Source organism: Pseudomonas sp. P5_B3, assembly GCF_056400405.1.
Map to the genome: position 1 here is coordinate 70,013 of NZ_JBFULI010000008.1, position 24,013 is coordinate 94,025.

Below are 24,013 nucleotides of genomic sequence, written 5' to 3' on the forward strand. Positions count from 1 at the left end.
AAACACACCAACAAACACTCGCCCGAGGCTGCCTTCCAGGCAACCTATATAGCGAAAGCAACTAAAAATCGTCTTTCCTATCAGGATTAAATCTGCAAAGTGATGGCACCTTGGCAATACTCCTTAGCTAAGAGAGTCACCAAGAACCCCAGAGTAGAGACATGACGTCCAATTTGACCAAAAGGCCATCGCTCCTGTGGTTCGATCTGACTCATGATCGGTCCACGAAAGAACTCATCGCGCAGTTCGAGAGTACCTGCGACTGCAGACTGGCGAAAAACTCCGTGCTGCCCATCGCGGAACTGGCAGACATGATCTGCGTCCATTTTGATCGCCCCGACACTCCAGGCTTGAGGCTATTGCTGGAGATCAAACGCACCACCCCCACCATCCCGATCACCATGTTCACCGTGCAACACTCGGAGGAACTGGCTGTATGGGCCATGCGCTCCAGCGTATGGGAATACATGGTGCTCCCGCTCTCGACCACCGAGAGGAATCGTTACCTGACGGCGGTGGTGCAGCTCTGCGAGCTGCGCCGAAATGCCCACGGCCGGGGCAACTCATCGCAGATCGACCACTCCCCGACCCTGCCGGAAAGCATCCGGCTGACCTCGGGACACCAAAAACACCAGGCGCTGAGCAATGTCATGCTGTACATCGAACAGCACTTTCGTGACAGCATCGATCAGAGGGAATTGGCGCAGCGCTGCGGCATGACGACATTTCGCTTCAGCCGCCTGTTCAAGGAGGCCAATGGGCTTGGCTTCACGGATTACATCCTGGACAAGCGCATGAACTTCGCCAAGGATCTGCTCGACAACAGCCAGATGCCGATTACCAGCATCGGTTATGAGGCCGGCTTCAAGGATCCTTCCTACTTCGCTCGTGCCTTCAAGCAGTTCGCCAACTGCACACCCAGCGAATACCGCGTGGCACGCCAAATCAAAGCGGCTGCCGCTGCGCAACCGGTGCAGGATGACAAAACCATTGAAGCGCTCGAAAGCCTGGTACAGAGCCTCAGCGGTTGATCCGGTTTTTTACGCGCAAACGAAAACGCCGCTCAATGAGCGGCGTTTTCGTTAAATATGGAGCGGGAAACGAGACTCGAACTCGCGACCCCGACCTTGGCAAGGTCGTGCTCTACCAACTGAGCTATTCCCGCAAATGGCGTCCCCTAGGGGACTCGAACCCCTGTTACCGCCGTGAAAGGGCGGTGTCCTAGGCCACTAGACGAAGGGGACACGCTACCCGGAACACATGGTGTGTGTTTCGGTGTCCAGAGCCGCATCCGAAGACTTGGTTCTGGTTTCACTCAGCCCTGCCCGAAAGCAACGCTGTTTAAAATTGGAGCGGGAAACGAGACTCGAACTCGCGACCCCGACCTTGGCAAGGTCGTGCTCTACCAACTGAGCTATTCCCGCATTGGCGTCCCCTAGGGGACTCGAACCCCTGTTACCGCCGTGAAAGGGCGGTGTCCTAGGCCACTAGACGAAGGGGACACACGTACAACATTCACTCCCTGCTTCGTTTCGCTGTGTGCTTTACGCTGCAAGTGGCGCGCATTCTATGGATGGATTGAGAGGTCGTCAACCCCCTGATATAAATTTATTTAAATCAATGACTTCGCCCTGCTTTTGGGAGCCATTGCGGTTTTTCCGCTGCCCGGCGTTTGACGCCTATATTCTGGCACCCGCCAAGACGTTATAGTTCACCCAATGATGGCACTTTGTATATCTGGTGCCATCATTTATAGAAACGGGGCTGCGGCCGATATAAGCACAAGCATGTCCGATCCAACCCGTCGTGCGGGCCTGGGCGCTCAAATGCCAAGCCACCCGACTCGCATGCGCAACCTATAAAGAGGTCTTACCGGTGACGCCACTCATGATCACCCTGCTCGTCGTAGCCGGGATCGCCCTGTTGATCGCCATTGGTTACATGAACCATGTGCTGGAAAACAACAAGCTGGAAAAGGCCCGTACCAAGATCGAGCTCAATGATCGTCTGCGTCGCTGCGGCGAAATCACCGAGACGTTCCCCGGCCAACTGATGACCCCGGCACTCAAGCTGTTGTTGGCCCGCCTGGAACTGAACGTCTGCCAGCGCTTGCTCAACCTGGAAAAATCCAGCGCCAACCTCAAGGCTCGGATCGTCGAATTGGAAGCCCTTGTCGGCCAGGGTGAATCCATCCCGGTCAACAATCCGCCGGCACCGATCCAGACCGAAGCCAAGGCCAAGGATGTACGCTTCCTGCTCGAAGCCCTGCACGGCCAGATCACCCGCGCGGCACAGGACGGCTTCCTGGCCCCCAACGAGGCCAAACGCTGGATCCGTGAAGTGCGCCACATCCTCGTGCTGCTGCACATCGAGTTCTTCAACAACCTCGGCCAGCACTCCCTGCAACAGAACCAGCCCGGACAGGCTCGCCTGGCATTCGAACGCGGCGTGCAATACCTGCGCAAACAACAGGAACCACAGGTTTACGCCGAGCAACTGGAATACCTGGAAAAGCTTCTGGCCCGTGCCAATGACCAGGTCATGGATCGCATTGCGCCGGTCGAAGGCGAAGTCAACCAGTTGACCGAAGGCCTCAAAGACGTCGAGGCCGACGCGGACTGGAAAAAGAAAGCGATCTACGACTGATCAGCGAAAACACAAAAGCCACCGAGAGGTTTATGCCGATCAGTTAAGGGTTTGAACACTGCAATCCTTGTGGGAGCGAGCTTGCTCGCGATAGCGACGGGTCAGTCAACATTGATGTTGAACATTAGGCCCCCATCGCGAGCAAGCTCGCTCCCACAGGTTTCGTGTGTTAACTGATCAGTATTAACCGAGAGGTGGCTTTTTTGGTTTGTACCGAAGATCATTTCAAAGCCTGAAATGCCCCACCATCCCCTTCAGCTCAACCCCCAGTTGCGCCAACTCAATACTGGACGCCGCATTGCCCTGCATCGCCAGCGATGACTGGTCGGCACTGGCGCGAATGCTGGTGACACTGCGGTTGATCTCTTCGGCCACCGAGCTCTGTTCCTCGGCCGCCGCGGCGATCTGCTGGTTCATCTGCTGGATCAAGGATACCGCCGCCGCAATGCTTCCCAGCGCACTCTCGGTCTGCAATGCGTCGCTGACCGCCAGCTTCACCAACTCGCCACTGCTCTGGATCTGCTGCACCGACGACTGCGCCGCCGAGCGCAAGGCGCTGACCAGGCGTTCGATTTCCTCGGTCGATTGCTGGGTTCGCTTGGCCAATGCACGCACTTCATCGGCCACCACGGCAAAGCCCCTGCCCTGTTCGCCGGCCCGGGCCGCCTCGATCGCCGCGTTCAACGCCAGCAGGTTGGTCTGCTCCGCCACGCTCTTGATCACACTCAACACCGTGCCGATGTTCTGGATTTCCGCACTCAGGCTTTCGATGCTCGAACTGGCCGAGGTGGCTGAGTCCGCCAACTGCTCGATCCGCGCCATGCTCTGGCGCACCACCTGCTGGCCACTTTCAACCTTGCCGTCCGCTGTTTGCGCGGCCAACGCGGCTTCTTCCGCATTGCGCGCGACATCATGCACCGTGGCCGTCATCTGATTCATTGCAGTGGCGACCTGTTCGGTTTCCTCCTTCTGCGAACTGACCTCAAGATTGGTCTGTTCCGTCACCGCCGACAGCGACTGGGCGGAAGTCGCCAACTGTTCGATACCCGACTGCAAGCCGCTGACGATATGGCTGAGCCCCGCGCCCATTTGTTGCATTGCCTGCATCAACTGACCGATTTCGTCGCGGCGGGTCACGTCAATGGTCGCACTCAAATCCCCCGAGGCAATCTGCTGCGCCACCTGAATCACACTGCGCAGCGGTGCCACGATCAACCGGGTAATGAACCACGCGGCAACCAGCCCGACCAGCAAGGCCAGGGCGGAAGAGCCAATGATCAGCAGCGAGTTCTTTTTCAGTTCAGCCTGCATCGCCTGGTCTTGCGCGACATAAGCCTGATCCACCCGCTCGACCACCTGGGCTGCGCGTTGGTGTAATTGCTGATAGACGGTTTTTTCCTGTTCCAGCAGGCCGGTGTACTCAGCGAGCTTGTCACTGAAACTGGCGATATGACCCATCACCTCATTGAGGACGGTCTGGTAACCCTCATCCTTGACCGTGGTCTTGAGCTGCTCGGCCTGGGTCAATGCCTGGCTGGCCTGTTCGATCTTGCCCTGCCCGGCGCTGTCGTCGCCTTTGCGGCTTTGATCCAGGCGCACGCGAGCTTCATTCATGGCTTGCAACATCAAGCGTGAAACCTGGCTGACCTGGCTGGCCTGCTCGAGGAATTGCGCACCGTCCTTACCTTCGGAATCTTTCAGGGTATAGGCGCCGTCATCGGCGAGCCCAGACTGCAATACATCAAGATTATTGGCCACGCTGGACACCGACCAACTGGCCATTTCCAGCGCCAGGTCCTTGGCCTGGGTGAGCGAGACAAACTCGTCGAAGGCCTTGCGATAGGCACCCAGGGACTGCTCGACATCGTTCATCACCGGCACGTTGGCCGCAGACGCGGCCTTGAGCTGGCCGGCCAGGGCGATCAGGCCATCGACGCCCTCGTGCAGGGCATCGACGGTTTTCGGATTGCCGTGCAAGGCGTACTCCTGCTCCAGCAGCCGCACCTTGAGCAAACCGCTGTTGAGCGATGACATTTGCTTGAGCCCGTCGAAGCGCTGGCTGATGGTTTGCAGGGACCACACGCCAATGCCCGCTACCAGCGCAGTCAACAACAGCACCAGGACAAACCCGATACCCAGTTTTTTCGCCATACCGAGGTTGGCAAAACGTCCTTGCACGGCCGAATTCATTGCTCTTAGTCCCCTGCCAAAGTCTGTAGACGCAGATTCGCAACGGGCCAGTAGCAACACAAGGCTCTGGCGCCGGAATAATGGCAAAAAGCTACATCAACGTCGTTTTCAGAACGCTTGAGGTCGATCCCGGGCAGTGGCCTGAAAGAGCGCACGGGCACGCGGGTCGCAGGCATAGGCCACGTTGATACGCTGCCAGTCACTGGCCTCACCCGAAGGGGTGAAGGCGGTCTTCGATGACAGCAGTACACCCAGGCGCCGTGCCTGGGTTCGCACCTGATCGTAGTCGGACATCCGTGATCGAGCCCAGATGAACAGGCCTCCCGCCGGCTTGCCGAAAACTTCCCATTCGGCATCTTCGAGCAATTGCAACACCGCCAGCCGGTCGCTGTTCAAGCGTTGGCGCTGACGCTGCACCAGTTTGCCGTAGGCACCGTTAGCCAACAGGCACGCCAGCACCGACTCGCAAAATCGTGAGGCGCCCATGCCACTGATCATCTTGACTTCGGCCAGACGCGTAATGACTTCAGAGCCGGCCACCACGAAACCGACCCGCAAGGAACTGCTGAGGGTCTTGGAATAGCTGCCCACGTAGATCACGTTGTCGTCCAGCGCAGCCAGTCGCGTAGCGCAACCGCTGCGCAAATCCGCATAAACGTCGTCTTCGATCACCTGCACGCCAAAGGTCCTGGCCAGCTGCAGCGCGCGGCGCGCTACCGCCGGTGCAAGGCTGCTGCCGGTCGGGTTGTGATAGAAGCTATTGATGACCAGCCCCTGAGGCCGGTGTTTGACCAGCACCGATTCGAGCACGTCCACGTCCGGCCCCCGCGGTGTTCGCGGCACCTCGACCATGTGGACGCCGTGCAGCCTGAGCAGATCGAACAGCACCGGATAACCGGGACTCTCCACGACCACACAGTCACCGGCCTTGAACAGTGTCCGCACAATCAGGTCGAGCCCCTGACTGGCCCCCGCCGTGGTCATGATCCGGTTGTCCTGCACCGGGATATACAGCTGCCTGAGGCGCTTGAGTATCTGTTGTCGCAAGGCTGGCAAACCCAGCGGCGTGCTGTAGTTGAACAGGCTGGCCGTATCGGTACGACTGACTTGCCGAATCGCATAAATCAGATCGTCGGTCTCGCGCCAGCTTTCAGGCAGCCCGCCACAGCCGAGCCTCAACTCACTCGAACAGGGCCCGTACTCAGGCTCAGCCCCCTCGAGCCACGCAGGCTCGTACTTCGCAACCGTGGCCAATGCCGGGTCGGCAACCCTATAGCCAGCCCCATGACCTGACACCAGCATCCCCTGCGTCACCAGGCGTTCGCAGGCCTGCGTGACGCTTGACTGACTGAGCAAATTGATCCACGCAATCTGTCGCACCGAAGGCAGGCGCGTACCGGGCGATACCCCACTGGAACGAAGCCAGCAGGTCAGCGCGTCAACAATTTGCTGTACGACGGGCACCAGCGCCTGTCGGTCGATTCTCAATTCCATGAGCAAGCAAACTCCTGTTGATTTTGCGAGCAGCAGTTAATCACAGGAGTGTTCGAATACATGTGCGACAACGCCGCCAAAACCCATTGCTCTAATCATTTGAAACACATTGCATGATCCCGTTGCGTCCCCCCATAAAACCAGCCATCTCAGCGACGAAAAAAGCTGTGGGAGCGCTGCTCGCGAAAGCGGTGTGTCAGCCAACGTTAATGTCGACTGATACGCCCTCATCGCGAGCAGGCTCGCTCCCACAGATTGCAACTTTTCCTTAGCGATGCATTGCTTCAGAACGCTGTTACGCCACCGTCCACGGCCAATGAGTGCCCCGTGGTGAACGCCGCGCCATCGCTGCACAGGTACAGCACCGCGCTGGCGATCTCTTCGACTTTGCCGATGCGACCGACCGGATGCATGGCGTTGGCGAACTCGCCTTTTTTCGGGTCGGCTTCATAAGCGCGACGGAACATGTCCGTGTCGATCACCGCCGGGCACACCGCATTGACCCGGATCTTTTTCTTGGCGTACTCGATGGCCGCCGACTTGGTCAGGCCGATCACCGCATGCTTGGAGGCGGCGTAGATGCTCATTTTCGGCGCGGCCCCGAGGCCGGCCACCGATGCCGTATTGACGATCGCGCCGCCCCCTTGCGCCAGCAGCAGCGGCAATTGGTATTTCATGCACAACCAGACGCCTTTGACGTTGACGCCCATGATCGCGTCGAACTCGTCGAGCGTACCTTCGGCCAGCTTGCCTTTCTCGATTTCGATGCCGGCATTGTTGAAGGCATAGTCGAGGCGACCGTAAGTATTGATCACCTCCTCCATCAGATTTTTTACATCGCTTTCCAGGGTAACGTTGCAGCGCACGAAGGTCGCTTCGCCACCGGCTGTACGAATCAGCGCCACCGTGCCCTCGCCGCCCGCCACGTCCATATCGGCCACCACGACCTTCAGGCCCTCGGCGGCAAATGCCTGGGCGGTCGCGCGGCCGATACCGGCCGCCCCGCCAGTTACCACAACCACCTGGCCGGAAAACGTCATGCTCATTGTTATGTCCTCGAAGAGAAGAAAGCGGGGAATCGCGCAGGACCAATCTAGCCATGGAGAACTTGAACACGGCAGCACTATCAAGGCTCCGGTTGGGCGCCCATGAGTTGCAGTGATGGAACGGTCGTACCAACTATCACTGCACTGGATCAACGTGCATTCGCCACATCAGCCGAACTTGCGGCATCGTCGCTGACCGGCTATCAACAAAGCTTCATTCATCTTGAGCGCCTGCCATGACCTCCCAGACCAATCGCCAATTCCTGCTCGCCAAACGTCCGGTTGGCGCGGCGACCCGCGAGACATTCACTTATCAGCAAATTCCGGTCGGCGAGCCGGCGGCGGGCCAGATCCTGGTCGAAAACCAATACCTGTCACTGGACCCGGCCATGCGTGGCTGGATGAACGAGGGTAAGTCCTACATCCCGCCAGTCGGGCTCGGCGAAGTCATGCGCGCCCTGGGTGTGGGCAAAGTCATTGCCTCGAACAACCCGGGGTTCGCGGTCGGGGATTACGTCAACGGCGCCCTGGGCGTGCAGGATTTCTTCCTCGGCGAGCCGCGAGGCTTCTACAAGGTCGATCCAAAACTGGCACCTCTGCCACGTTACTTGTCGGCACTGGGCATGACCGGGATGACGGCGTACTTCGCCCTGCTCGACGTCGGCGCTCCGAAGGCCGGTGACACCGTGGTGCTGTCGGGTGCGGCCGGCGCCGTGGGCAGCATTGCCGGGCAGATCGCCAAGATCAAAGGCTGCCGGGTGGTGGGCATCGCCGGCGGCGCGGACAAGTGCAAGTTCCTGATCGATGAACTGGGTTTCGATGGTGCTATCGACTACAAGAGCGAAGACGTCCTCGCCGGCCTCAAGCGCGAGTGCCCGAAAGGTGTCGACGTATATTTCGATAACGTCGGTGGCGACATTCTCGACGCGGTGTTGAGCCGCCTGAACATGAAGGCGCGGGTGGTGATTTGCGGTGCCATCAGCCAGTACAACAACAAGGAGGCGGTCAAGGGCCCGGCTAATTACCTGTCGCTACTGGTCAACCGCGCGCGCATGGAAGGTTTCGTAGTGATGGACTACGCCGCCCAATACGCCAGCGCTGCACAGGAAATGGCCGGCTGGATGGCCAAGGGGCAGCTCAAGAGCAAGGAAGACATCGTCGAAGGACTGGAGACCTTCCCGGAGACGCTGATGAAATTGTTCAACGGCGAGAATTTCGGGAAGTTGGTGTTGAAGGTTTGACACCAAACCAATGTAGGAGCGAGCCTGCTCGCGATGGCGGTGTATCAGCCAGCATAAAGGGACTGATACGCCCTCATCGCGAGCAATCGAGCGTCGACCGGCTGCTCCCACAGGTTTAGCGGTGTTTAAGCGAGTTCGGCCACGACCGAAGCCAGCGCCTTGGCCGGATCCGCCGCCTGGCTGATCGGACGACCGATCACCAGATAGTCGGAACCGGCATCCAGCGCCTGACGTGGCGTCAGGATGCGGCGCTGATCGTCCTGGGCGCTGCCCGCCGGGCGAATCCCCGGGGTCACCAGTTGCAGCGACGGATGCGCCGTTTTCAGGGCATGGGCTTCCAGGGCCGAGCACACCAGGCCATCCATCCCGGCTTTTTCCGCCAAAGCGGCCAGGCGCAGTACCTGCTCCTGGGGCTCGATGTCCAGACCGATGCCCGCCAGGTCTTCACGCTCCATGCTGGTCAACACGGTCACGCCGATCAGCAACGGTTTCGGACCGCTGCGCTGATCCAGCACTTCACGGCACGCAGCCATCATGCGCAGACCGCCGGAGCAATGCACGTTGACCATCCACACGCCCATTTCCGCAGCCGCCTTGACGGCCATCGCGGTGGTGTTCGGGATGTCGTGGAACTTGAGGTCCAGGAACACTTCGAAACCCTTGTCGCGCAGGGTGCCGACGATTTCCGAGGCGCAGCTGGTGAACAGTTCCTTACCGACTTTGACCCGGCACAGCTTCGGGTCCAACTGATCGGCCAGCTTCAGTGCGGCGTCACGGGTAGGGAAATCCAGGGCGACGATGATAGGAGTCTGGCAGGCGGACATGAGTGGGCTCTCAGGCAAGTCGAAATCGGCGCGCATTGTAGCGGAACCAGCGCCGCTGCGGGACCCGATGATCGGTAAATCGTCGAGACGGTTCCGGCAAGACTAGCCCTCGAGGCGAATGTGTCGAGCTCGATACATACACGACACGCCCGCAACACCTGGGCCCGCTACCCTCGGCAACCGCAACATGCACCTGATACCGCAACAGAACCTGTGTGGAGCGGGCTTGCTCCGGGCAGCGTTCCGACCAAGAGGCCCCAAGCAGAATACAAATTTCAGGGCCGGCGATCTTCAACCCGTGCCTGAGTCTTGCTCCAGTCGATCAATAGGCTGTAGGCCACCGCCAGCAACGTCGGGCCGATGAACAGGCCGATAAAACCAAAGGCAATCAACCCGCCAAACACCCCAAGCAACACAATGACCAGCGGCAAGTTACCGCCTCGGCTGATCAGGTACGGCTTGAGCACGTTGTCGACACCGCTGATGACGAATGTGCCCCAGATCCCGAGGAATATGGCCATCCCGTACTCGCCTTTCCAGGCCAGCCACGCGGTCGCCGGAATCCATACCAGCGGCGGGCCCATCGGGATCAGGCTGAGCATGAACGTCACAATGCCGAGCACCAACGCACCCGGTACGCCTGTAATCAGGAACCCGATCAGCGCCAGGATCGCCTGGGCCGCCGCGGTGCCGATCACACCGTTCACCACCCGCTGTACCGTGCCCGCCACCAGTTCAATGTAGTAGCCGGCCCGTTGACCGATCAGCCGCTCCAGCAACGTGTGGACAAACGCCGCCAGGCGCGGCCCGTCGCGATAGAAAAAGAATACGAAGACGATGCTCAGGGTCAGTTCGAGAATACCGCCGCCGATCTGTGCGCTGCGCGCCAGCAACCAGTTACCCACCTGCCCCAGATAAGGCTTGAGCGACATCATCATCGCCGCGCCCTGCTCATCGATGCTGTTCCAGATCCCGACCAGCCGCTCGCCCACCAGGGGAATCGAACCCAGCCACACCGGTGCTTCGGGTAGCCCCTCGACCTGCGCATCCTTGATGAATGCCGTGGCATCGCGCACATGATCGGCAAGGTTGAAACCCAGCCACACCAGCGGTGCCGCTACCAGCACCATCCAGCCCAGCGTCAGCAATGCCGCCGCCAGAGACTCGCGGCCATTGAGCCAACGGGTCAACAAGCGCATCAGCGGCCAACTGGCAAATGCCAGGACCGCGCCCCAGAACATCGCCGACCAGAACGGCGCCATCACCCAGAAACTCGCGCCGAACAGCACCACGAGCAGGATCTGCACCAACAGGCGATCGTTATTGATCATCAAAAGTCTCGAAAAAGTCAGTCAGCAAAAGAGTAGGCGAACGCAGCGTGCACGCTCGCCCGGTACAGCCTAGCGCAATAGCTCGATGTGCAGGCCAGAGCCTTCGGCACTGCCGGTTTCCAGCCGCGCGGCACGCACGCCCTGGCCAATCAGGGCCTGACGCCAGGCTTCGGCGTTCGCTCCGGAAATACTGACCCGCAAAGTGGTGTCCAGATTCAGTCCGCGAGAAATCAGGCGTAGCCAGGTCTCGTCAGGTACGCTGTTCAACGTGGAAAAATCGAGCTCACCGGTGCTCCTGAGTTCACGCAGCAAGGTCGCGGAGCTCGGCAATAACTCACCCAGCGGTGCCGAAGCGTCGAACTGCTCGACATGCAGGTAGGCTTTGCGATTACCGCGGGTGATGCTGTACAGCGCGACGAGCGTGTTGTCCCGTGGAGCGGCAAGTCGCAGCAGCAAATAGGCTTGTTGATCGTCGGCGCCGTACAGCTTGGCGTTGCCGAAGACTTGATTGGCCCAGAGGCTGCTTTCGCCGCAATCGCGCGCCTGGCACCAAAAAAGCAACCCGGCGCCCTGTTGTTGCAAGGCCTCGCGGGCAGCGGTGAATGCCTCGATGGATGAATGTTCAGGTGGCAACTCGTAGGTCACCGAAGTGACGTTGCCGCGGGCACTGACCTGACTGTCGAAACGTAACTGGCCACTGATTTTACGAATCGAACCCAACGGGTAGATCCGCTCCAGTTCGGCGGCGGGACGATAATCGACAATCCGGGCGTCGACCATGCGCGGTACTATCGGCAGGTCCTGACTGCCCGGAACATCGGCGGCGAACAACATGGGACTGAAACTGCACAGCACCAGCAAACTGAATGAACGCATGGATAGACTCATCGGATCAGCATGGCCTGGGCACCCTTGATGACACTGGCTTCATCGGCGCGTTGCGGTACCTGCAGACCACGCTGCACCGCCGGCCGAGCCTCCAGGGTCGCCATCCAGCGCTGCAACGCCGTCAAGCCCTCCACCGAGACGCCCGACCACTCGTAGCCGCGCACCCAGGGAAAGGTGGCGATGTCGGCAATGCTGTACTGATCGGCGAGGAACTCCACGCTTTGCAAACGCGTGTCGAGCACTTCGTAGAGGCGGCGGGTTTCATGCTGATAGCGGTCGATGGCGCCCTGGAGTTTTTCCGGAAAGTAGCGGAAGAACACGTTGGCCTGACCCTGCATCGGGCCGATGCCCCCCATCTGGAACATCAGCCACTGCAATACCAGCGAACGTCCCTTCGGGTCGCTCGGCATCAGTTTGCCGGTCTGTTCAGCGAGGTAAATCAGGATGGCGCCGGATTCGAACACGGCGAAATCGCCGTTGGCGCGGTCGACAATTGCCGGAATCCGGCCATTGGGGTTGATCTTGAGGAAGTCCGCGGACTTCTGCTCCTTTTTGTCGAAACTCAGGGCATGCACCGTGTAGGGCAGGCCGAGTTCCTCGAGCACGATAGAGACCTTGTGGCCATTCGGGGTCGCAGCGGTGTAGAGATCTATCATGGTTGTCTCCCATTTCAACCCGCCCAGCCTCGACAGTTGCCCGACGCAAGTCAAGGAATGGCGAAGAACCGATTGAAACAGTCTGCGACAAGATCGGCACCGGACTCGTCATTCAGGTGCAAATGGTGGCCGCCTGGCAGCTGTTCCCGGCTAAAGGGTAGACGCTCCAGCAATTCCGGGTGTTTGGCGAGCATGCCGTCGGCGGCAACCACCAGTGTTGCAGGACACTTGACCCGCTGGACGAAGGCCATGGCCTGTTCGGTGGTAAGACGCAGCGGCGATGGCAACGTGAGGCGATTGTCGGTGCGCCAGGTGTAACCGCCCGGCACCGGCATCAAGCCCCGCTGGGCCAGCAACTCGGCGGCTTCGCGGCTGACCGCGACTAAACCTTTCATGCGCGCTTCGATGGCTCGGTCGAGGGTGTCGTAGACCGGTTTGCGCTTTTCCCGCAGATCCAGTTGCGCTTGCAGGGCCATGCCCATTCGCTCGGCAGCGTTTTCACCTTTGTCTGTAGGAGGAATGATGCCGTCGATCAACGCCAGGTGGGTGACCCGCTCGGGCATCGCCCCGGCGATGATCAGCGAAGCGATGGCACCCATCGAATGCCCCATCAGCGCAAATTTGCGCAGTCCAAGCTGTTCGGCGACCTGCAGCACATCGTGGGCGTAGTCCCACATGGCGTAACCGGCTCCCGGCGGGCGATGCCCGGAATGACCATGACCGGCCATGTCCAGGGCGATGATGCGCAGGCCTTTGAGCTTCGGCGCCAGACGGGCAAAGCTGTTGGCGTTGTCCAGCCAGCCATGCAGGGCAATGACCGGCAAACCGTCTTCGGGACCAAACAGGTGCGCCGCCAGTTCGATGTGCGGCAGGCTCAGGCGGACCTCTTCGACGACGTGGCTCATGCGCATTCCTGTTGTCGACGGCCGTCCCAGCGGTAGAACAGGCCTTTGAGCATTTCAGCGGTATCAAGGGGACGTTCGAGCGGAAACATGTGGCCGCCGGGCATGGTCAACGACTCGCCCAACGGCAGGCGGTCGACTGAACTTGCGTGATGGCGCATCACCACGCGGCTGTTGTGCCCGCGAACCACCGCCAGCGGCACTTGCAACTGCCGGGTGCTGCCCGGGCTGGTATGCGGCACGCCGCGATAGATGCTGATTTCCGTGGCCGGGTCGAACCGCAAGCGCAGCTTGTCATCGACCTGGTGCAAGCCATGTTGCAGGTAGGCATCGAAGCATTCCGGGTCGAAGCCGCGAAACAGGGTTTTACCGGCGAAGTACTTGCGCGCGCTTTCCAGGTCGGCGAATTCCTCACGACGACCGAGGGTCCGCCCGGCCGGCGTCAAGCGGTCGATGAAACCGAAGCGTTTGGCCGCCCGGATGACCCATCGATCGGTTCGGGTCAGCACTGGCGAGTCGAGCATCACCACCCCGCGATACAACTCGGGGCAGCGCAAGGCCGCATGCAGGTGCAATACGCCACCGAAGGAGTGACCAACGCCCCACACGGGCTCGGCCTGTTGTTGCAGGTGATGGATCAGCTCATCCACCAGGTTGTACCAGTTGTCGTCCGCCGGGAAACGCGGGTCGTGGGCGTGCTGCTCCAGATGCGTCACCTGAAACTCGGGTGCCAGCGCCGCAAACAACTTGCCGTAGGTCCCCGAAGGAAAACCATTGGCGTGGGCGAAAAAGATCTGTTGCGACATACCTGCAAATCCATGAGCGAGAACAGGCATTGATTGTCCGCAAGACCGCGTCCTGCAGCAATGACCGTAACTGCCAGGAATGATGACAGTCCGGTCAAAGCCATGGCTTGAGTTCAACGTGTCGGCGGATTCTCACCCAACGGCACCACCGCCATGGTCAGCCGCGACACGCAACTGGCCTTGCCCTCATCGCTGGTCAACCGAATGTCCCAGACATGGGTCGTGCGGCCGATGTGGATCGGCCTGGCCACCGCCGTCACCCGCCCGCTGCGCAGGCCGCGCAAATGGTTGGCGTTGATTTCCAGGCCCACGCAATAGAACTTGCTGGCATCGATGCACAGGTAACTGGCCATCGAGCCGACCGACTCGGCCAACACCACCGAGGCACCGCCGTGCAGCAAGCCGTAAGGCTGGTGAGTGCGATGGTCAATGACCATGCTGGCCGTCAGGGACTCATCGTCAAAGGCCTCGAAACGGATGTCCAGCACTTCACCGATGGTGTTTTTCTGGATAGCGTTCAACTGTTCGATGTTGGGAACGGTGCGCCACAGGCTCATCGCAGAGTTTCCTTGTTGGTTTTGTTGGTGGATCAATCCTGCCACAGCACCGCTTCGCTGCGCTCGCTCCATTCTTCAAAGCGCTCACCGTAAGCCGCTTCGATCACATTGCGCTTGATCTTCAGGGTCGGGGTGAGAAAACCGTTTTCCACGGCCCAACTGTCCTTGACTACCACCAGGCGCCGCAGCCGTTCATGTTTGTCGAGGGCAGCATTGACCTCTTCCAGCAGTTTTTCCAGGCTCGAATGCAAGCCGGCGCGCGCGGCGCCGCCGGCATCCTGCTGGCCGACCGCCGACAATACGCACAAGCCCAACGGTGCACCCAAGCCATCGCCCACTACACAGACCTGTTCGATGCGCGAGTGCACGGCCAGGCGATTTTCAATTGGTGCCGGGGCCACGTACTTGCCTTTGCTGGTCTTGAAGATTTCCTTCAGGCGCCCGGTCAGGCGCAGATTGCCTTCGGCGTCCTCCTCGCCCTTGTCGCCGGTACGCAGGAAGCCATCCTCGGTAATGGTGTCGGCGGTTTTTTCCGGTTCCTTGTAATACCCGAGCATGGTCGCACCACTGCGCACCAAGACCTCCCCCGTCTCGGCGATCCGCACTTCGACTTCCGGGCACGGTTTGCCGATCCAGCCCGGTTTGTTCTGGCCCGGTATGCCGATGTGCGAATAGCCGCAGCTCTCGGTCATGCCGTAAACCTCCAGCACGTCCAAGCCCAGTTTGCGATACCACTGCAACAAGGTCTGCGGCACCGGTGCAGCACCGGAAAGCGCAATGCGCAACGCATCCAGCCCCAACCTGGCGAGGACTTTATGCCCGACCCGTTTGCCGATGATCGGCAGGCCGAGCAGGAAGTCGAGACGTTTTGCCGGAATCTTGCTGTACACGCCCATCTGGAATTTGGTCCAGATGCGCGGTACGCCAAACAGCGCGGTCGGGCGTGCACGCTGCAGGTCGGTGAGAAAGGTATCGAGGCTCTCGGCGAAAAACACCGTTTGGCCGGTGTAAATCGATGCCAGTTCGACGAACATCCGCTCGGCAACGTGGCACAGCGGCAAATAGGACAGCAGTCGGTCCGACTCGTTGAGGCCGAACAACGAAGTGCCACGAGTGGTGGCAAACCCCAGGGTGCCAAAACTGTGCATCACGCCTTTGGGCATGCCAGTAGTGCCGGAGGTGTAAATGATGGTCGCCAGTTGATCGGCGGCAGGTTTGGGATCGTCCTGGATCGGCGAGCTGCGTTGCAGGTCGGCCCAACTGAAATCGAACGTACCGGGTGGATGTAGCGGCAGGCTGATGATTGGCAGATCGGGGCTGACGCCACGGGACATGCCTGGCCAGTCGTCGAGCTTGCCGATGAACGCCAGTACCGCTCCCGAGTGTTCGAGTACCTGGGCAACGGTCTCGGCGGTGAGGTTGGGGTACAACGGCACCGAGACATGCCCGGCCATCCAGATCGCCAGGTCGGCAATGATCCAGTGCGCACAGTTTTTCGAGATCAGGGCGATATGGCTGCCCTGCGGCAGTTCCCGCGCCCGCAACCAATGGGCCGCGCAACGAGCCTGATGAGCGACGTCCGCCCAGGTCAAGGTCTCGACCTGCCCGCCTGCGACAGGCTGGACCAGAAAGCGCTGGCGGGGATGACGGGCCTCACGCTCGTAGAAAACGTCCAGCGGCAAACGAAAAGCAGCAGACATGCGACTCGCTCCTGTGGTTTTGGTCTGGAGCAAGCGTAGTCAACCAAGCAAGTGCTTGGTTGACTATTTTATTCAAAATTTTCTCCATCTGTGGGAGCGAGCTTGCTCCCACAGTTGATGGGTGTCGTATTCGGGTTATGGGTGCTTGATGCTGTCGAGCTTCATCGACCCGATCAGCAGCTCATCACCCTTGAGCTCCGCCAGACCGGCGGTGCTGACTTTTTCCGGTGGATACCCGGCGCCATGTTGCAGGTAACTCAACAAATGCCCCACCAGCGGATTGTGGCTGACCAAAAGGACGTTGCTCACCGACACCAGTTGCTCGGCGACCTTGTCCGGCTCGGTGTCCGGGGTCAGCCATTCGACGGTGCGGATCTCCGGCTCGAACCCCAAAACCTCACGCACCAGATGCGCGGTCTCCTGCGCTCGCAGGTACGGGCTGGCATAGATCGCCGTCAGCGGCTGCCCCATCAACTGCTCAGCGCTGCGCAGCACTTCCTTACGACCGTGCTCCGTCAACTCCCGCTCCGAATCGTGGGGGCGGGCCCCGTGCGGTACAGCTTCACCATGACGCATTACCCAGAGTTTCATAGCTTGGGTTCCTCATCTCGAGCCGAATGCGGTGCCGGTGCCACGACATGCGGYGCTTCACCTTCCGGCGTACGCGGCGTCGGCCAATCGGCGAACGGCCAAGGCTTCTGGTCGCTGTGAAAGCTCCCGAAACGACCGATCTGCGCCAGAAACTGGCTCAGGCTGTCGCCGAAATTCATCAGACTGGCGTTCGGGGCGCCATAGAACAAACGATAGATCAACTGCACCAGCACGACGGCGCCGAGGATGAACTGCGCCACTTGCCACACCAGCACGAAGACCACCATCCACAACACACGCAGCAGGATGGACTCGTATTTGGCTTCTACTTTTGGATCGTTCATGCGCAACTCCCTGCTTTTCTGGCAAGCGTGATCAGTTGAAATCACTGGTGGAAATAAAATCGACGTCGGTTTTCGGCTCTCCACGCATCAGCAGACCGATGACCTGCTCCAGCGTGCGCCCCTCGAACAGGATCGCGTGCAGCCCGGCGACCAGCGGCATGTACACGCCAACCTCCTGGGCCTTGGCCTTGAGCACTTTAAGGGTGTTGACCCCTTCGGCGACTTCGCCCAGGCGCGTGACGGCCTCGTCCAGGCTCAGGCCCTGGCCGAGGGCGAAGCCGACCTGATAGTTGCGGCTCTTGGGCGATGAACAGGTCACGATCAGATCGCCCACGCCCGCAAGCCCCAGGAAGGTCATCGGGTTGGCGCCCTGATTCACCGCAAAGCGAGTCATTTCCGCCAATGCCCGGGTGATCAGCATGCTCTTGGTATTTTCCCCCATGCCCAGCGCCACCGCCATGCCGGCGATGATCGCGTAAACGTTTTTCAATGCCCCGCCCAGCTCCACACCGAAACGGTCGGCGCTGGCGTAAACACGAAAGGTGCGGCCGTGCAGCGCGGCCTGAACCTGCTGGCAGAGTTCTTCGTCTTCACTGGCGACCACCGTGGCGGTCAGTGCATGTTCGGCGATTTCACGGGCCAGGTTGGGTCCGGACAGGACGCCGATGCGGGCCTGCGGGGCGATCTCTTCGAGGATCTCGCTCATCAGTTTGAATGTGTGGGCTTCGATGCCTTTGGTCAGGCTCACCAGTAATTTACCGGTCAACCGTTCGGCGTGCGGCACCAGCACCGAGCGCAGCGCGCTGGAGGGCAATGCGACAAAACACAGGTCACAGGCGTCCAGGGTGGCTTGCAGGTCGGTGACCGGCGTGACGCCGGGCAGAATCTTGATGCCTTTGAGGTAACGCGGGTTTTCGCGATTGACCCGCATGGCCTCGGCCTGTTCGGGGTCACGCATCCACTGAAGGACCTGAAGCCCATTTTCGGCCAGCAGATTAGCCACGGCGGTTCCAAAACTTCCGCCTCCCAGGACCGCAATCGGGCGCTGCTCAGTCATATGCAATCCGTTAATCCATACCAGTGGCGATGTCGGCATTATACGGGGCAGCCCATCGGCGGCCAGCCCCGACGTCAAATACCGGCAGTTGTGGGAAGAAGACCAATAAAACCGAGGAAAATGCGGACATCGTGAATGGAAAAGTCATTCGGCTCGGTTAACATGCGCGCCATCAATCACTGACTGGGATGTGTTGTGTCTCCGGGTGCTCCTTCACCGCATTCGCCCCTGGTACTGGCGCTGATTTTCAGCTCGCCGGGGCTGGCGCTTTAATATGTCGTATTGCCCAGCCTGGAAAACGCCGTCCCTGCGCCGGCTGCTGGCCGTGCTTTGTCTATTGTTCAGCAGCTTGTTCGGTAGCCTGCCGGGTAACGCGGCCGACATTTTGCTCACGGGTGCCGAAGACAGCCCCGATGTGCGGGCGTTCACCCAGGCCCTGAGCGAGTTGCGACCGAACGATAACGTACGCTTCCAGACACTGGCGAGTTTGCCGATTCCTGACAAGCTGCCTGAAAACATCCGCTTGATACTGCTCGACCTGCCGAGCCTCGACTGGCGCCTGCAGGACAGCCGGGGCCCGGCGACACTGGTGTTGCGCATCAGCCGCCTGCAAGCCCGGCAACGCTTGAACAACACGCTGCCTGCACACCTTTCCCTGCTATGGAGCGATCCACCACTGGACCGCCAGTTGCGCTTGGCCCACACCCTGTTGCCCGAAGCCAAACGCATCGGCGTGCTCTACCACAACCACAGTGAATTTCTGTTGAATGAGCTGCGTAATGCCGCCCTCCCCTTGGGTCTGGAGGTGGTCACCCAGCGCTGGGACAACATTCACGACAGTCATCCGTTACAGGCCCTGCTGAATAACAGCGACGTGTTGCTGGGCCTGGACGATGCCGACCTGTACAACCCGCAAACCGCAAAGAACCTGCTGCTGAGCAGCTACTCACGGCAAATGGCGCTGATCGGACCCAACGCAGGTTTCGTCAAGGCCGCAAGCCTGGCCAGCACCTACAGCGATCAGAGCGACTGGCTGGCGATCCTCGACGAGTTGCTCGACCGGCCACCGACCACCTGGCCGCGCACGCACTATCCCCATCGATTCAAGGTCGCGAGCAATCCSCAGGTGGCGCGTTCATTGGGTATCGAACAGATAAACGACGCGTCGGTCGCCACGTTGCTGGCTGAAGGAGAACGCCGCCCATGAACTTGCGCCGTCGCTGGGACATCAGCACCCGCACCCAACTCATCAGCCTCGGCCCTGCACTGCTGCTGACCTTGATGCTGATCAGCTTCTTCACGTTCGTGCGTATCCAGGATCTGCGTCAGGAAATCACCCACACCGGCCAGTTGATCGCCAATCAACTGGCCCCGGCCACCGAGTACGGAGTGATCTCGGGCAACATCGAAGTGCTCGAAACCTTGCTCAAGGCGACACTGGCCACGCCCAACGTGAGCTTTCTGGAAATCCAGGACAGCGCCAACCGGGTTCTGGTGTACGTCGAACAACCGAGCGAACACCACAATCGCGCGCAACAGCTCGAAGTGTTCCAGGCACCGATACGGCTCCAGCGAATCGCGTTGCACAATGATTTTTTCCAGAGCAGCAAATCCGCCAGCGCGGCCCCCACCGAAGACTATCTCGGCCGGGTGATCGTCGGACTGTCCAACGATGCCTTCAGCCAACGCCAGCAGGAAATCGTGCTCAAGGCCGCCATTCTGGCGCTGTTTGCCCTGCTATTTACCTTCTTCGTGGCCCGGCGTCTGGCGGGCAGCCTGTCGCAACCAATCCGTGATATCGGCAATGCGGTCAAGGCGATCCAGGACGGCGACTACAAAACACCGCTGCCGATTGTCGACGACACCGAGCTGGGGGCGCTGTCGCAACACATCAACAATCTCGCCAGCGGTCTCGAGCAGGCCAGCCGCGAACAGCATCAGGCCATGGCGCAGTTGATCCAGACCCGCGAAGAAGCGGAAAAGGCCAACAACGCCAAATCCGACTTCCTCGCCATGATGAGCCATGAACTGCGCACACCGATGAATGGCGTACTGGGCATGCTGCAGTTACTGGAAACCACCGACATGACCGAGGAGCAGGTGGAATACGCGGCGCTGGCCTCGGAGTCTACCGAGCACTTGCTCAAGGTCATCAACGACATTCTGGATTTCTCGCGGATCGAACGTTCAGAGCTGGAACTGGAGCACATTGCGTTCAATCTCGTCGAACTGATCGGCAGTTGCGCCCAGTCGTTCCAGCACAGCGCCGCGCAACGCGGCCTCGACCTGCAACTGATGGTCCCCGATGACATGCGCGGCTTGCAGGCCAAGGGCGACCCGACGCGTATCCGGCAGATACTGGTCAACCTGATCGGCAATGCGCTGAAGTTCACCGAGCAGGGCCGCATCACCATCGAGGCGCAGTGGCAGTCGCTGGACCACGAGTTGCTGTGGTTCACCTGCACCGTGCGCGACAGCGGCATCGGCATCCCGGCGCAAAGCCTGGAATTGATGTTCAACGCTTTCCAGCAGGCCGACAGCTCCATTTCAAGGCGCTACGGCGGCACCGGGCTGGGCTTGCCGATTGCCCGTACGCTCGCCGAACGCATGGGCGGCACCTTGCGCGCGCAGAGTGAGGAAGGCCGCGGTTCGGTGTTCACCCTGGAAATTCCCCTGGCACTGCACCAGCAGGCGCAGACGCTGTTGCCCACCCGCGCGCAAAACGGCGACAGCGGCGGCGAAGGGCGCAATGTGCTGTTGGTCGAAGACAACCCGGTCAACCAGACAGTCATCGAAGCCATGTTACGCAGCCTGGGCTTCAAGGTCAGTCTCGCGGTCGACGGCGCGCAGGCGGTTCGCAGTGCCGAGAGCCTGATTTTCGAAGCGATCCTGATGGATTGCCGCTTGCCGGTCATCGATGGCTATGAAGCCACCCGACAGATCCGCCAATTACCCGGTTGCACCGAACTGCCGATCATCGCGCTGACTGCCAACGCCCTGCAGGGCGACCGCGAAGCCTGCCTGTCGGCGGGTATGAACGATTACCTGGCCAAGCCGTTCAAACGCACTGATCTGCAGCAAATTCTGCAGCGATGGGTGCAGTAGTACAGGCCTTTCGAGCATCTGCGACTGGCGTGAAAGGCGAAAGTGCGGCAGTCTTAAGCCCCCGAACAGGCCCGAAAAGGGGCTTGAATAATAATTTCAGTGCACAAGTGTACTTTCATGTCCTTGGTGCTGTGACTTTCACCACAACGCAATAGTCTATGAGTAGGCTGCCGGTTCGAGGCATGAACGCTTCGATCGGCCGGGAAGATTTGCCCCACCTGCCGCATGGGACTATTGAGGAGCTCGCATGACCAAACAAAACGCCTTTACCCGGGAAGACCTGCTGCGCTGCAGTCGCGGTGAGCTGTTCGGCCCAGGTAACGCGCAACTGCCCGCCCCGAACATGCTGATGGTTGATCGCATCACCCTGATCAGCGAAGAAGGTGGCAAGTACGGCAAAGGTGAATTGGTCGCCGAGCTGGATATCAATCCGGACCTGTGGTTCTTCGCCTGTCACTTCGAAGGCGATCCGGTGATGCCGGGCTGCCTGGGCCTCGACGCCATGTGGCAACTGGTCGGTTTCTTCCTGGGCTGGCAAGGCTTGCCTGGCCGTGGCCGTGCGCTGGGTTCGGGCGAAGTGAAATTCTTCGGCCAGGTTCTGCCGACCGCCAAAAAAGTCACCTATAACATTCATATCAAGCGCGTCCTCAAGGGTAAACTGAACCTGGCCATCGCCGACGGTTCGGTCACTGTCGACGGTCGCGAAATCTACACCGCCGAAGGCCTCCGGGTCGGCGTGTTCACCTCCACTGACAACTTCTAAGGGTTATTCGCATGCGCCGCGTCGTTATCACTGGTCTGGGCATCGTTTCTTGCCTGGGCAATGACAAAGAGACCGTCTCCGCTAACCTGCGTGCAAGCCGCCCTGGCATCCGGTTCAACCCGGAATATGCCGAAATGGGTCTGCGTAGCCAGGTTTCCGGCTCCATTGACCTCAACCTTGAAGAACTGATCGATCGCAAGATCTATCGCTTCGTCGGCCACGCGGCAGCTTATGCCTACCTGGCCATGAAAGACGCCATTACCGACTCCGGCCTGACCGAAGAGCAGGTTTCCAACGTGCGTACCGGCCTGATCGCCGGCTCCGGTGGCGCGTCGACCCTGAACCAGATGGAAGCACTGGACATCCTGCGCGAGAAAGGCGTCAAGCGCGTCGGCCCGTACCGCGTCACGCGGACCATGGGCAGCACCGTTTCCGCCTGCCTGGCCACGCCGTTCAAGATCAAGGGTGTGAACTACTCGATCTCCTCCGCTTGCGCCACCAGTGCTCACTGCATCGGTAACGCCATGGAACAGATCCAGCTGGGCAAGCAGGACATCGTTTTCGCCGGCGGCGGTGAAGAAGAACACTGGAGCCAATCGTTCCTGTTCGACGCCATGGGCGCCCTGTCCACCCAGTACAACGAAACTCCGGAAAAAGCTTCCCGTGCCTACGACGCCAAGCGTGACGGTTTCGTCATTGCCGGCGGTGGCGGCATGGTCGTGGTTGAAGAGCTGGAACACGCTCTGGCCCGCGGCGCGAAGATCTACGCGGAAATCGTCGGCTACGGCGCGACCTCCGACGGCTACGACATGGTTGCCCCGAGCGGCGAAGGCGCGATCCGCTGCATGCAGCAGGCGCTGTCCACCGTCGATACCCCGATCGACTACCTGAACACCCACGGCACCTCGACCCCGGTCGGCGACGTCGCGGAAATGAAAGGCGTGCGTGAAGTGTTCGGCGACAAGGCTCCGGCCATCAGCTCCACCAAGAGCCTGTCGGGTCACTCCCTGGGCGCCGCCGGCGTTCACGAAGCGATCTACTGCCTGCTGATGATGGAAGGCAACTTCATTGCCGGTTCCGCCAACATCGACGAGCTGGACCCTGAAGTGGCCGACCTGCCGGTGCTGACCAAGACCCGCGAAAACGCCACCATCAACACCGTGATGAGCAACAGCTTCGGTTTCGGTGGCACCAACGCCACCCTGGTACTGAAGCGCTGGGTAGGCAAGTAATTTCCCGCTGCCGAGCCGCACATGAAAACGCCCCGACTGGTTCGGGGCGTTTTTTTTGCCTTGAGAAACCTAAAGGCAGATGCAAAACCTGWGGGAGCGAGCTTGCTCGCGATGGCGGCTTATCAGTCAGTATCGATGCTGGCTGACACGCCCTCATCGCGAGCAAGCTCGCTCCCACAGGTTTTATGCTCGACACTGGATTTGCGGTGCTCTCAACATGAAACGTTTGTCATGAAACTTGACACCCTGCGACTGAATGTCGCGGATTCCGCGGGCTGCAGGACTGTTTCCGTTTTTGCAAAAAACCATTACCAAACTCAGTCGTTTACTTAGCAAGCTACCAAACCCTATAACAAAGTCCTGCACATGCCTTGCTGCAGATAACAGAGATTGGAGCTAGCAGATGACCGTAAAAGTAACTGAACGCGACGATTCACATAAATCCCACGAGGGTGTAGCCGCTGGTATCCGGATCTGGGATGTGCATCAACAAGACCTGCTGGTCGGGATGTTCCATTCCGAGACCGATGCGCAAAACTACAAGGCCGAACTGGAAACCCTGGAGCAGCAACGCGAATTGCGCTCCGCATAGGCAAACACAGCATTGAAAGCGACAAACCCCGCCATGAGCGGGGTTTGT

22 protein-coding genes, 4 tRNA genes and 1 pseudogene are annotated in these 24,013 nt (G+C 59.9%); 8 read left to right on the forward strand and 19 right to left on the reverse strand.

Annotation, left to right across the window (positions count from 1 at the left end; all coding sequences use genetic code 11):
- Window positions 1–161: 161 nt before the first annotated feature.
- Window positions 162–1,031, forward strand: coding sequence for an AraC family transcriptional regulator (locus AC1DRN_RS07525; protein WP_223459673.1), 870 nt, complete (start codon window positions 162–164; stop codon window positions 1,029–1,031).
- A 58-nt stretch (window positions 1,032–1,089) separates the two neighbouring features.
- Here the strand turns inward: AC1DRN_RS07525 and AC1DRN_RS07530 are convergent.
- The 4 genes from AC1DRN_RS07530 to AC1DRN_RS07545 all read right to left on the reverse strand — a co-directional run bounded on the left by AC1DRN_RS07530 (window position 1,090) and on the right by AC1DRN_RS07545 (window position 1,502).
- Window positions 1,090–1,165, reverse strand: a tRNA-Gly gene (locus AC1DRN_RS07530).
- 3 nt (window positions 1,166–1,168) lie between these two features.
- Window positions 1,169–1,244: transfer RNA gene (locus tag AC1DRN_RS07535), tRNA-Glu, on the reverse strand.
- A 104-nt stretch (window positions 1,245–1,348) separates the two neighbouring features.
- Window positions 1,349–1,424, reverse strand: a tRNA-Gly gene (locus tag AC1DRN_RS07540).
- Between the two features lie 2 nt (window positions 1,425–1,426).
- Window positions 1,427–1,502 (reverse strand) — tRNA-Glu (locus AC1DRN_RS07545).
- 385 nt (window positions 1,503–1,887) lie between these two features.
- Between AC1DRN_RS07545 and AC1DRN_RS07550 the strand changes: the two genes are divergently transcribed.
- Window positions 1,888–2,646 carry a hypothetical protein gene (locus AC1DRN_RS07550; protein WP_223459675.1) on the forward strand — a complete coding sequence of 253 codons (759 nt, stop codon included), beginning with the start codon at window positions 1,888–1,890 and terminating at the stop codon, window positions 2,644–2,646.
- A gap of 225 nt (window positions 2,647–2,871) precedes the next feature.
- Here AC1DRN_RS07550 and AC1DRN_RS07555 read toward each other — a convergent pair whose 3' ends face one another.
- The 4 genes and pseudogenes from AC1DRN_RS07555 to AC1DRN_RS07570 all read right to left on the reverse strand — a co-directional run bounded on the left by AC1DRN_RS07555 (window position 2,872) and on the right by AC1DRN_RS07570 (window position 7,376).
- Entirely contained in the window at window positions 2,872–3,753 is an 882-nt protein-coding gene (locus AC1DRN_RS07555) for a methyl-accepting chemotaxis protein (RefSeq protein WP_411740702.1), read from the reverse strand.
- Window positions 3,733–4,836: pseudogene (locus AC1DRN_RS07560) on the reverse strand (HAMP domain-containing protein); the annotation flags it as partial. The pseudogene AC1DRN_RS07560 and the gene AC1DRN_RS07555, both read right to left, overlap by 21 nt.
- Window positions 4,837–4,944: 108 nt before the next feature.
- Window positions 4,945–6,330, reverse strand: coding sequence for an aminotransferase-like domain-containing protein (locus AC1DRN_RS07565; protein WP_223459679.1), 1,386 nt, complete (start codon window positions 6,328–6,330; stop codon window positions 4,945–4,947).
- Between the two features lie 284 nt (window positions 6,331–6,614).
- Window positions 6,615–7,376, reverse strand: a complete 762-nt coding sequence (locus tag AC1DRN_RS07570) for an SDR family oxidoreductase (protein WP_046037522.1) — start codon at window positions 7,374–7,376, stop codon at window positions 6,615–6,617.
- Between the two features lie 236 nt (window positions 7,377–7,612).
- On the opposite strand from AC1DRN_RS07570, the gene AC1DRN_RS07575 reads away from it, so the two are divergent.
- Window positions 7,613–8,617 carry an NADP-dependent oxidoreductase gene (locus tag AC1DRN_RS07575; RefSeq protein WP_223459681.1) on the forward strand — a complete coding sequence of 335 codons (1,005 nt, stop codon included), beginning with the start codon at window positions 7,613–7,615 and terminating at the stop codon, window positions 8,615–8,617.
- Between the two features lie 125 nt (window positions 8,618–8,742).
- On the opposite strand, the gene pyrF is transcribed toward AC1DRN_RS07575, so the two are convergent.
- The 11 genes from pyrF to AC1DRN_RS07630 all read right to left on the reverse strand — a co-directional run bounded on the left by pyrF (window position 8,743) and on the right by AC1DRN_RS07630 (window position 18,273).
- Entirely contained in the window at window positions 8,743–9,441 is a 699-nt protein-coding gene (gene pyrF, locus AC1DRN_RS07580) for an orotidine-5'-phosphate decarboxylase (RefSeq protein ID WP_177413210.1), read from the reverse strand.
- A 275-nt stretch (window positions 9,442–9,716) separates the two neighbouring features.
- Entirely contained in the window at window positions 9,717–10,772 is a 1,056-nt protein-coding gene (locus tag AC1DRN_RS07585; protein WP_223459683.1) for an AI-2E family transporter, read from the reverse strand.
- 69 nt (window positions 10,773–10,841) lie between these two features.
- A complete protein-coding gene (locus tag AC1DRN_RS07590; protein ID WP_223459685.1) occupies window positions 10,842–11,648 on the reverse strand; it encodes a DUF4892 domain-containing protein in 807 nt (268 codons plus the stop codon).
- Between the two features lie 8 nt (window positions 11,649–11,656).
- Entirely contained in the window at window positions 11,657–12,316 is a 660-nt protein-coding gene (locus tag AC1DRN_RS07595) for a glutathione S-transferase family protein (RefSeq protein ID WP_108215304.1), read from the reverse strand.
- A 50-nt stretch (window positions 12,317–12,366) separates the two neighbouring features.
- Window positions 12,367–13,221 carry an alpha/beta hydrolase gene (locus AC1DRN_RS07600; protein WP_223459687.1) on the reverse strand — a complete coding sequence of 285 codons (855 nt, stop codon included), beginning with the start codon at window positions 13,219–13,221 and terminating at the stop codon, window positions 12,367–12,369.
- A complete protein-coding gene (locus AC1DRN_RS07605) occupies window positions 13,218–14,024 on the reverse strand; it encodes an alpha/beta fold hydrolase (RefSeq protein WP_223459689.1) in 807 nt (268 codons plus the stop codon). Before AC1DRN_RS07605 ends, AC1DRN_RS07600 begins: the two co-directional genes overlap by 4 nt.
- A 113-nt stretch (window positions 14,025–14,137) precedes the next feature.
- A complete protein-coding gene (locus tag AC1DRN_RS07610) occupies window positions 14,138–14,581 on the reverse strand; it encodes a hotdog fold thioesterase (protein WP_223459691.1) in 444 nt (147 codons plus the stop codon).
- 32 nt (window positions 14,582–14,613) lie between these two features.
- Complete coding sequence (locus AC1DRN_RS07615; protein WP_223459693.1) at window positions 14,614–16,281, reverse strand: AMP-binding protein; 1,668 nt, start codon at window positions 16,279–16,281, stop codon at window positions 14,614–14,616.
- Window positions 16,282–16,416: 135 nt separating this feature from the next.
- The gene (gene sixA, locus AC1DRN_RS07620) at window positions 16,417–16,872 is read right to left on the reverse strand and encodes a phosphohistidine phosphatase SixA (RefSeq protein WP_223459695.1); all 456 of its coding nucleotides are present in this window, start codon (window positions 16,870–16,872) and stop codon (window positions 16,417–16,419) included.
- Window positions 16,869–17,216 (reverse strand): DUF4389 domain-containing protein, encoded by a 348-nt coding sequence (locus tag AC1DRN_RS07625; protein WP_223459697.1) that lies wholly within the window; start codon window positions 17,214–17,216, stop codon window positions 16,869–16,871. Before AC1DRN_RS07625 ends, sixA begins: the two co-directional genes overlap by 4 nt.
- Window positions 17,217–17,247: 31 nt before the next feature.
- Entirely contained in the window at window positions 17,248–18,273 is a 1,026-nt protein-coding gene (locus AC1DRN_RS07630; protein WP_218427376.1) for an NAD(P)H-dependent glycerol-3-phosphate dehydrogenase, read from the reverse strand.
- 274 nt (window positions 18,274–18,547) lie between these two features.
- Here AC1DRN_RS07630 and AC1DRN_RS07635 point away from each other — a divergent pair, with 274 nt between their 5' ends.
- The 5 genes from AC1DRN_RS07635 (at window position 18,548) to AC1DRN_RS07655 (ending at window position 23,965) form a co-directional block, all read left to right on the forward strand.
- Window positions 18,548–19,480 (forward strand): ABC transporter substrate-binding protein, encoded by a 933-nt coding sequence (locus AC1DRN_RS07635; RefSeq protein ID WP_223459699.1) that lies wholly within the window; start codon window positions 18,548–18,550, stop codon window positions 19,478–19,480.
- The gene (locus AC1DRN_RS07640; protein ID WP_223459701.1) at window positions 19,477–21,378 is read left to right on the forward strand and encodes an ATP-binding protein; all 1,902 of its coding nucleotides are present in this window, start codon (window positions 19,477–19,479) and stop codon (window positions 21,376–21,378) included. Before AC1DRN_RS07635 ends, AC1DRN_RS07640 begins: the two co-directional genes overlap by 4 nt.
- A 247-nt stretch (window positions 21,379–21,625) precedes the next feature.
- Entirely contained in the window at window positions 21,626–22,141 is a 516-nt protein-coding gene (gene fabA, locus AC1DRN_RS07645; protein ID WP_003227150.1) for a 3-hydroxyacyl-[acyl-carrier-protein] dehydratase FabA, read from the forward strand.
- Between the two features lie 11 nt (window positions 22,142–22,152).
- Window positions 22,153–23,373, forward strand: coding sequence for a beta-ketoacyl-ACP synthase I (gene fabB, locus AC1DRN_RS07650; protein WP_223459703.1), 1,221 nt, complete (start codon window positions 22,153–22,155; stop codon window positions 23,371–23,373).
- 403 nt (window positions 23,374–23,776) lie between these two features.
- Entirely contained in the window at window positions 23,777–23,965 is a 189-nt protein-coding gene (locus AC1DRN_RS07655) for a hypothetical protein (RefSeq protein WP_223456119.1), read from the forward strand.
- Window positions 23,966–24,013 lie beyond the last annotated feature (48 nt).

Coding starts and splice junctions, on each gene's coding strand:
- AC1DRN_RS07525 (WP_223459673.1), top strand. CDS start 162: ATGACGTCCAATTTGACCAAAAGGCCATCGCTCCTGTGGTTCGATCTG.
- AC1DRN_RS07550 (WP_223459675.1), top strand. CDS start 1,888: ATGATCACCCTGCTCGTCGTAGCCGGGATCGCCCTGTTGATCGCCATT.
- AC1DRN_RS07555 (WP_411740702.1), bottom strand. CDS start 3,753: ATGCAGGCAATGCAACAAATGGGCGCGGGGCTCAGCCATATCGTCAGC.
- AC1DRN_RS07565 (WP_223459679.1), bottom strand. CDS start 6,330: ATGGAATTGAGAATCGACCGACAGGCGCTGGTGCCCGTCGTACAGCAA.
- AC1DRN_RS07570 (WP_046037522.1), bottom strand. CDS start 7,376: ATGAGCATGACGTTTTCCGGCCAGGTGGTTGTGGTAACTGGCGGGGCG.
- AC1DRN_RS07575 (WP_223459681.1), top strand. CDS start 7,613: ATGACCTCCCAGACCAATCGCCAATTCCTGCTCGCCAAACGTCCGGTT.
- pyrF (WP_177413210.1), bottom strand. CDS start 9,441: ATGTCCGCCTGCCAGACTCCTATCATCGTCGCCCTGGATTTCCCTACC.
- AC1DRN_RS07585 (WP_223459683.1), bottom strand. CDS start 10,772: ATGATCAATAACGATCGCCTGTTGGTGCAGATCCTGCTCGTGGTGCTG.
- AC1DRN_RS07590 (WP_223459685.1), bottom strand. CDS start 11,648: ATGCGTTCATTCAGTTTGCTGGTGCTGTGCAGTTTCAGTCCCATGTTG.
- AC1DRN_RS07595 (WP_108215304.1), bottom strand. CDS start 12,316: ATGATAGATCTCTACACCGCTGCGACCCCGAATGGCCACAAGGTCTCT.
- AC1DRN_RS07600 (WP_223459687.1), bottom strand. CDS start 13,221: ATGAGCCACGTCGTCGAAGAGGTCCGCCTGAGCCTGCCGCACATCGAA.
- AC1DRN_RS07605 (WP_223459689.1), bottom strand. CDS start 14,024: ATGTCGCAACAGATCTTTTTCGCCCACGCCAATGGTTTTCCTTCGGGG.
- AC1DRN_RS07610 (WP_223459691.1), bottom strand. CDS start 14,581: ATGAGCCTGTGGCGCACCGTTCCCAACATCGAACAGTTGAACGCTATC.
- AC1DRN_RS07615 (WP_223459693.1), bottom strand. CDS start 16,281: ATGTCTGCTGCTTTTCGTTTGCCGCTGGACGTTTTCTACGAGCGTGAG.
- sixA (WP_223459695.1), bottom strand. CDS start 16,872: ATGAAACTCTGGGTAATGCGTCATGGTGAAGCTGTACCGCACGGGGCC.
- AC1DRN_RS07630 (WP_218427376.1), bottom strand. CDS start 18,273: ATGACTGAGCAGCGCCCGATTGCGGTCCTGGGAGGCGGAAGTTTTGGA.
- AC1DRN_RS07640 (WP_223459701.1), top strand. CDS start 19,477: ATGAACTTGCGCCGTCGCTGGGACATCAGCACCCGCACCCAACTCATC.
- fabA (WP_003227150.1), top strand. CDS start 21,626: ATGACCAAACAAAACGCCTTTACCCGGGAAGACCTGCTGCGCTGCAGT.
- fabB (WP_223459703.1), top strand. CDS start 22,153: ATGCGCCGCGTCGTTATCACTGGTCTGGGCATCGTTTCTTGCCTGGGC.
- AC1DRN_RS07655 (WP_223456119.1), top strand. CDS start 23,777: ATGACCGTAAAAGTAACTGAACGCGACGATTCACATAAATCCCACGAG.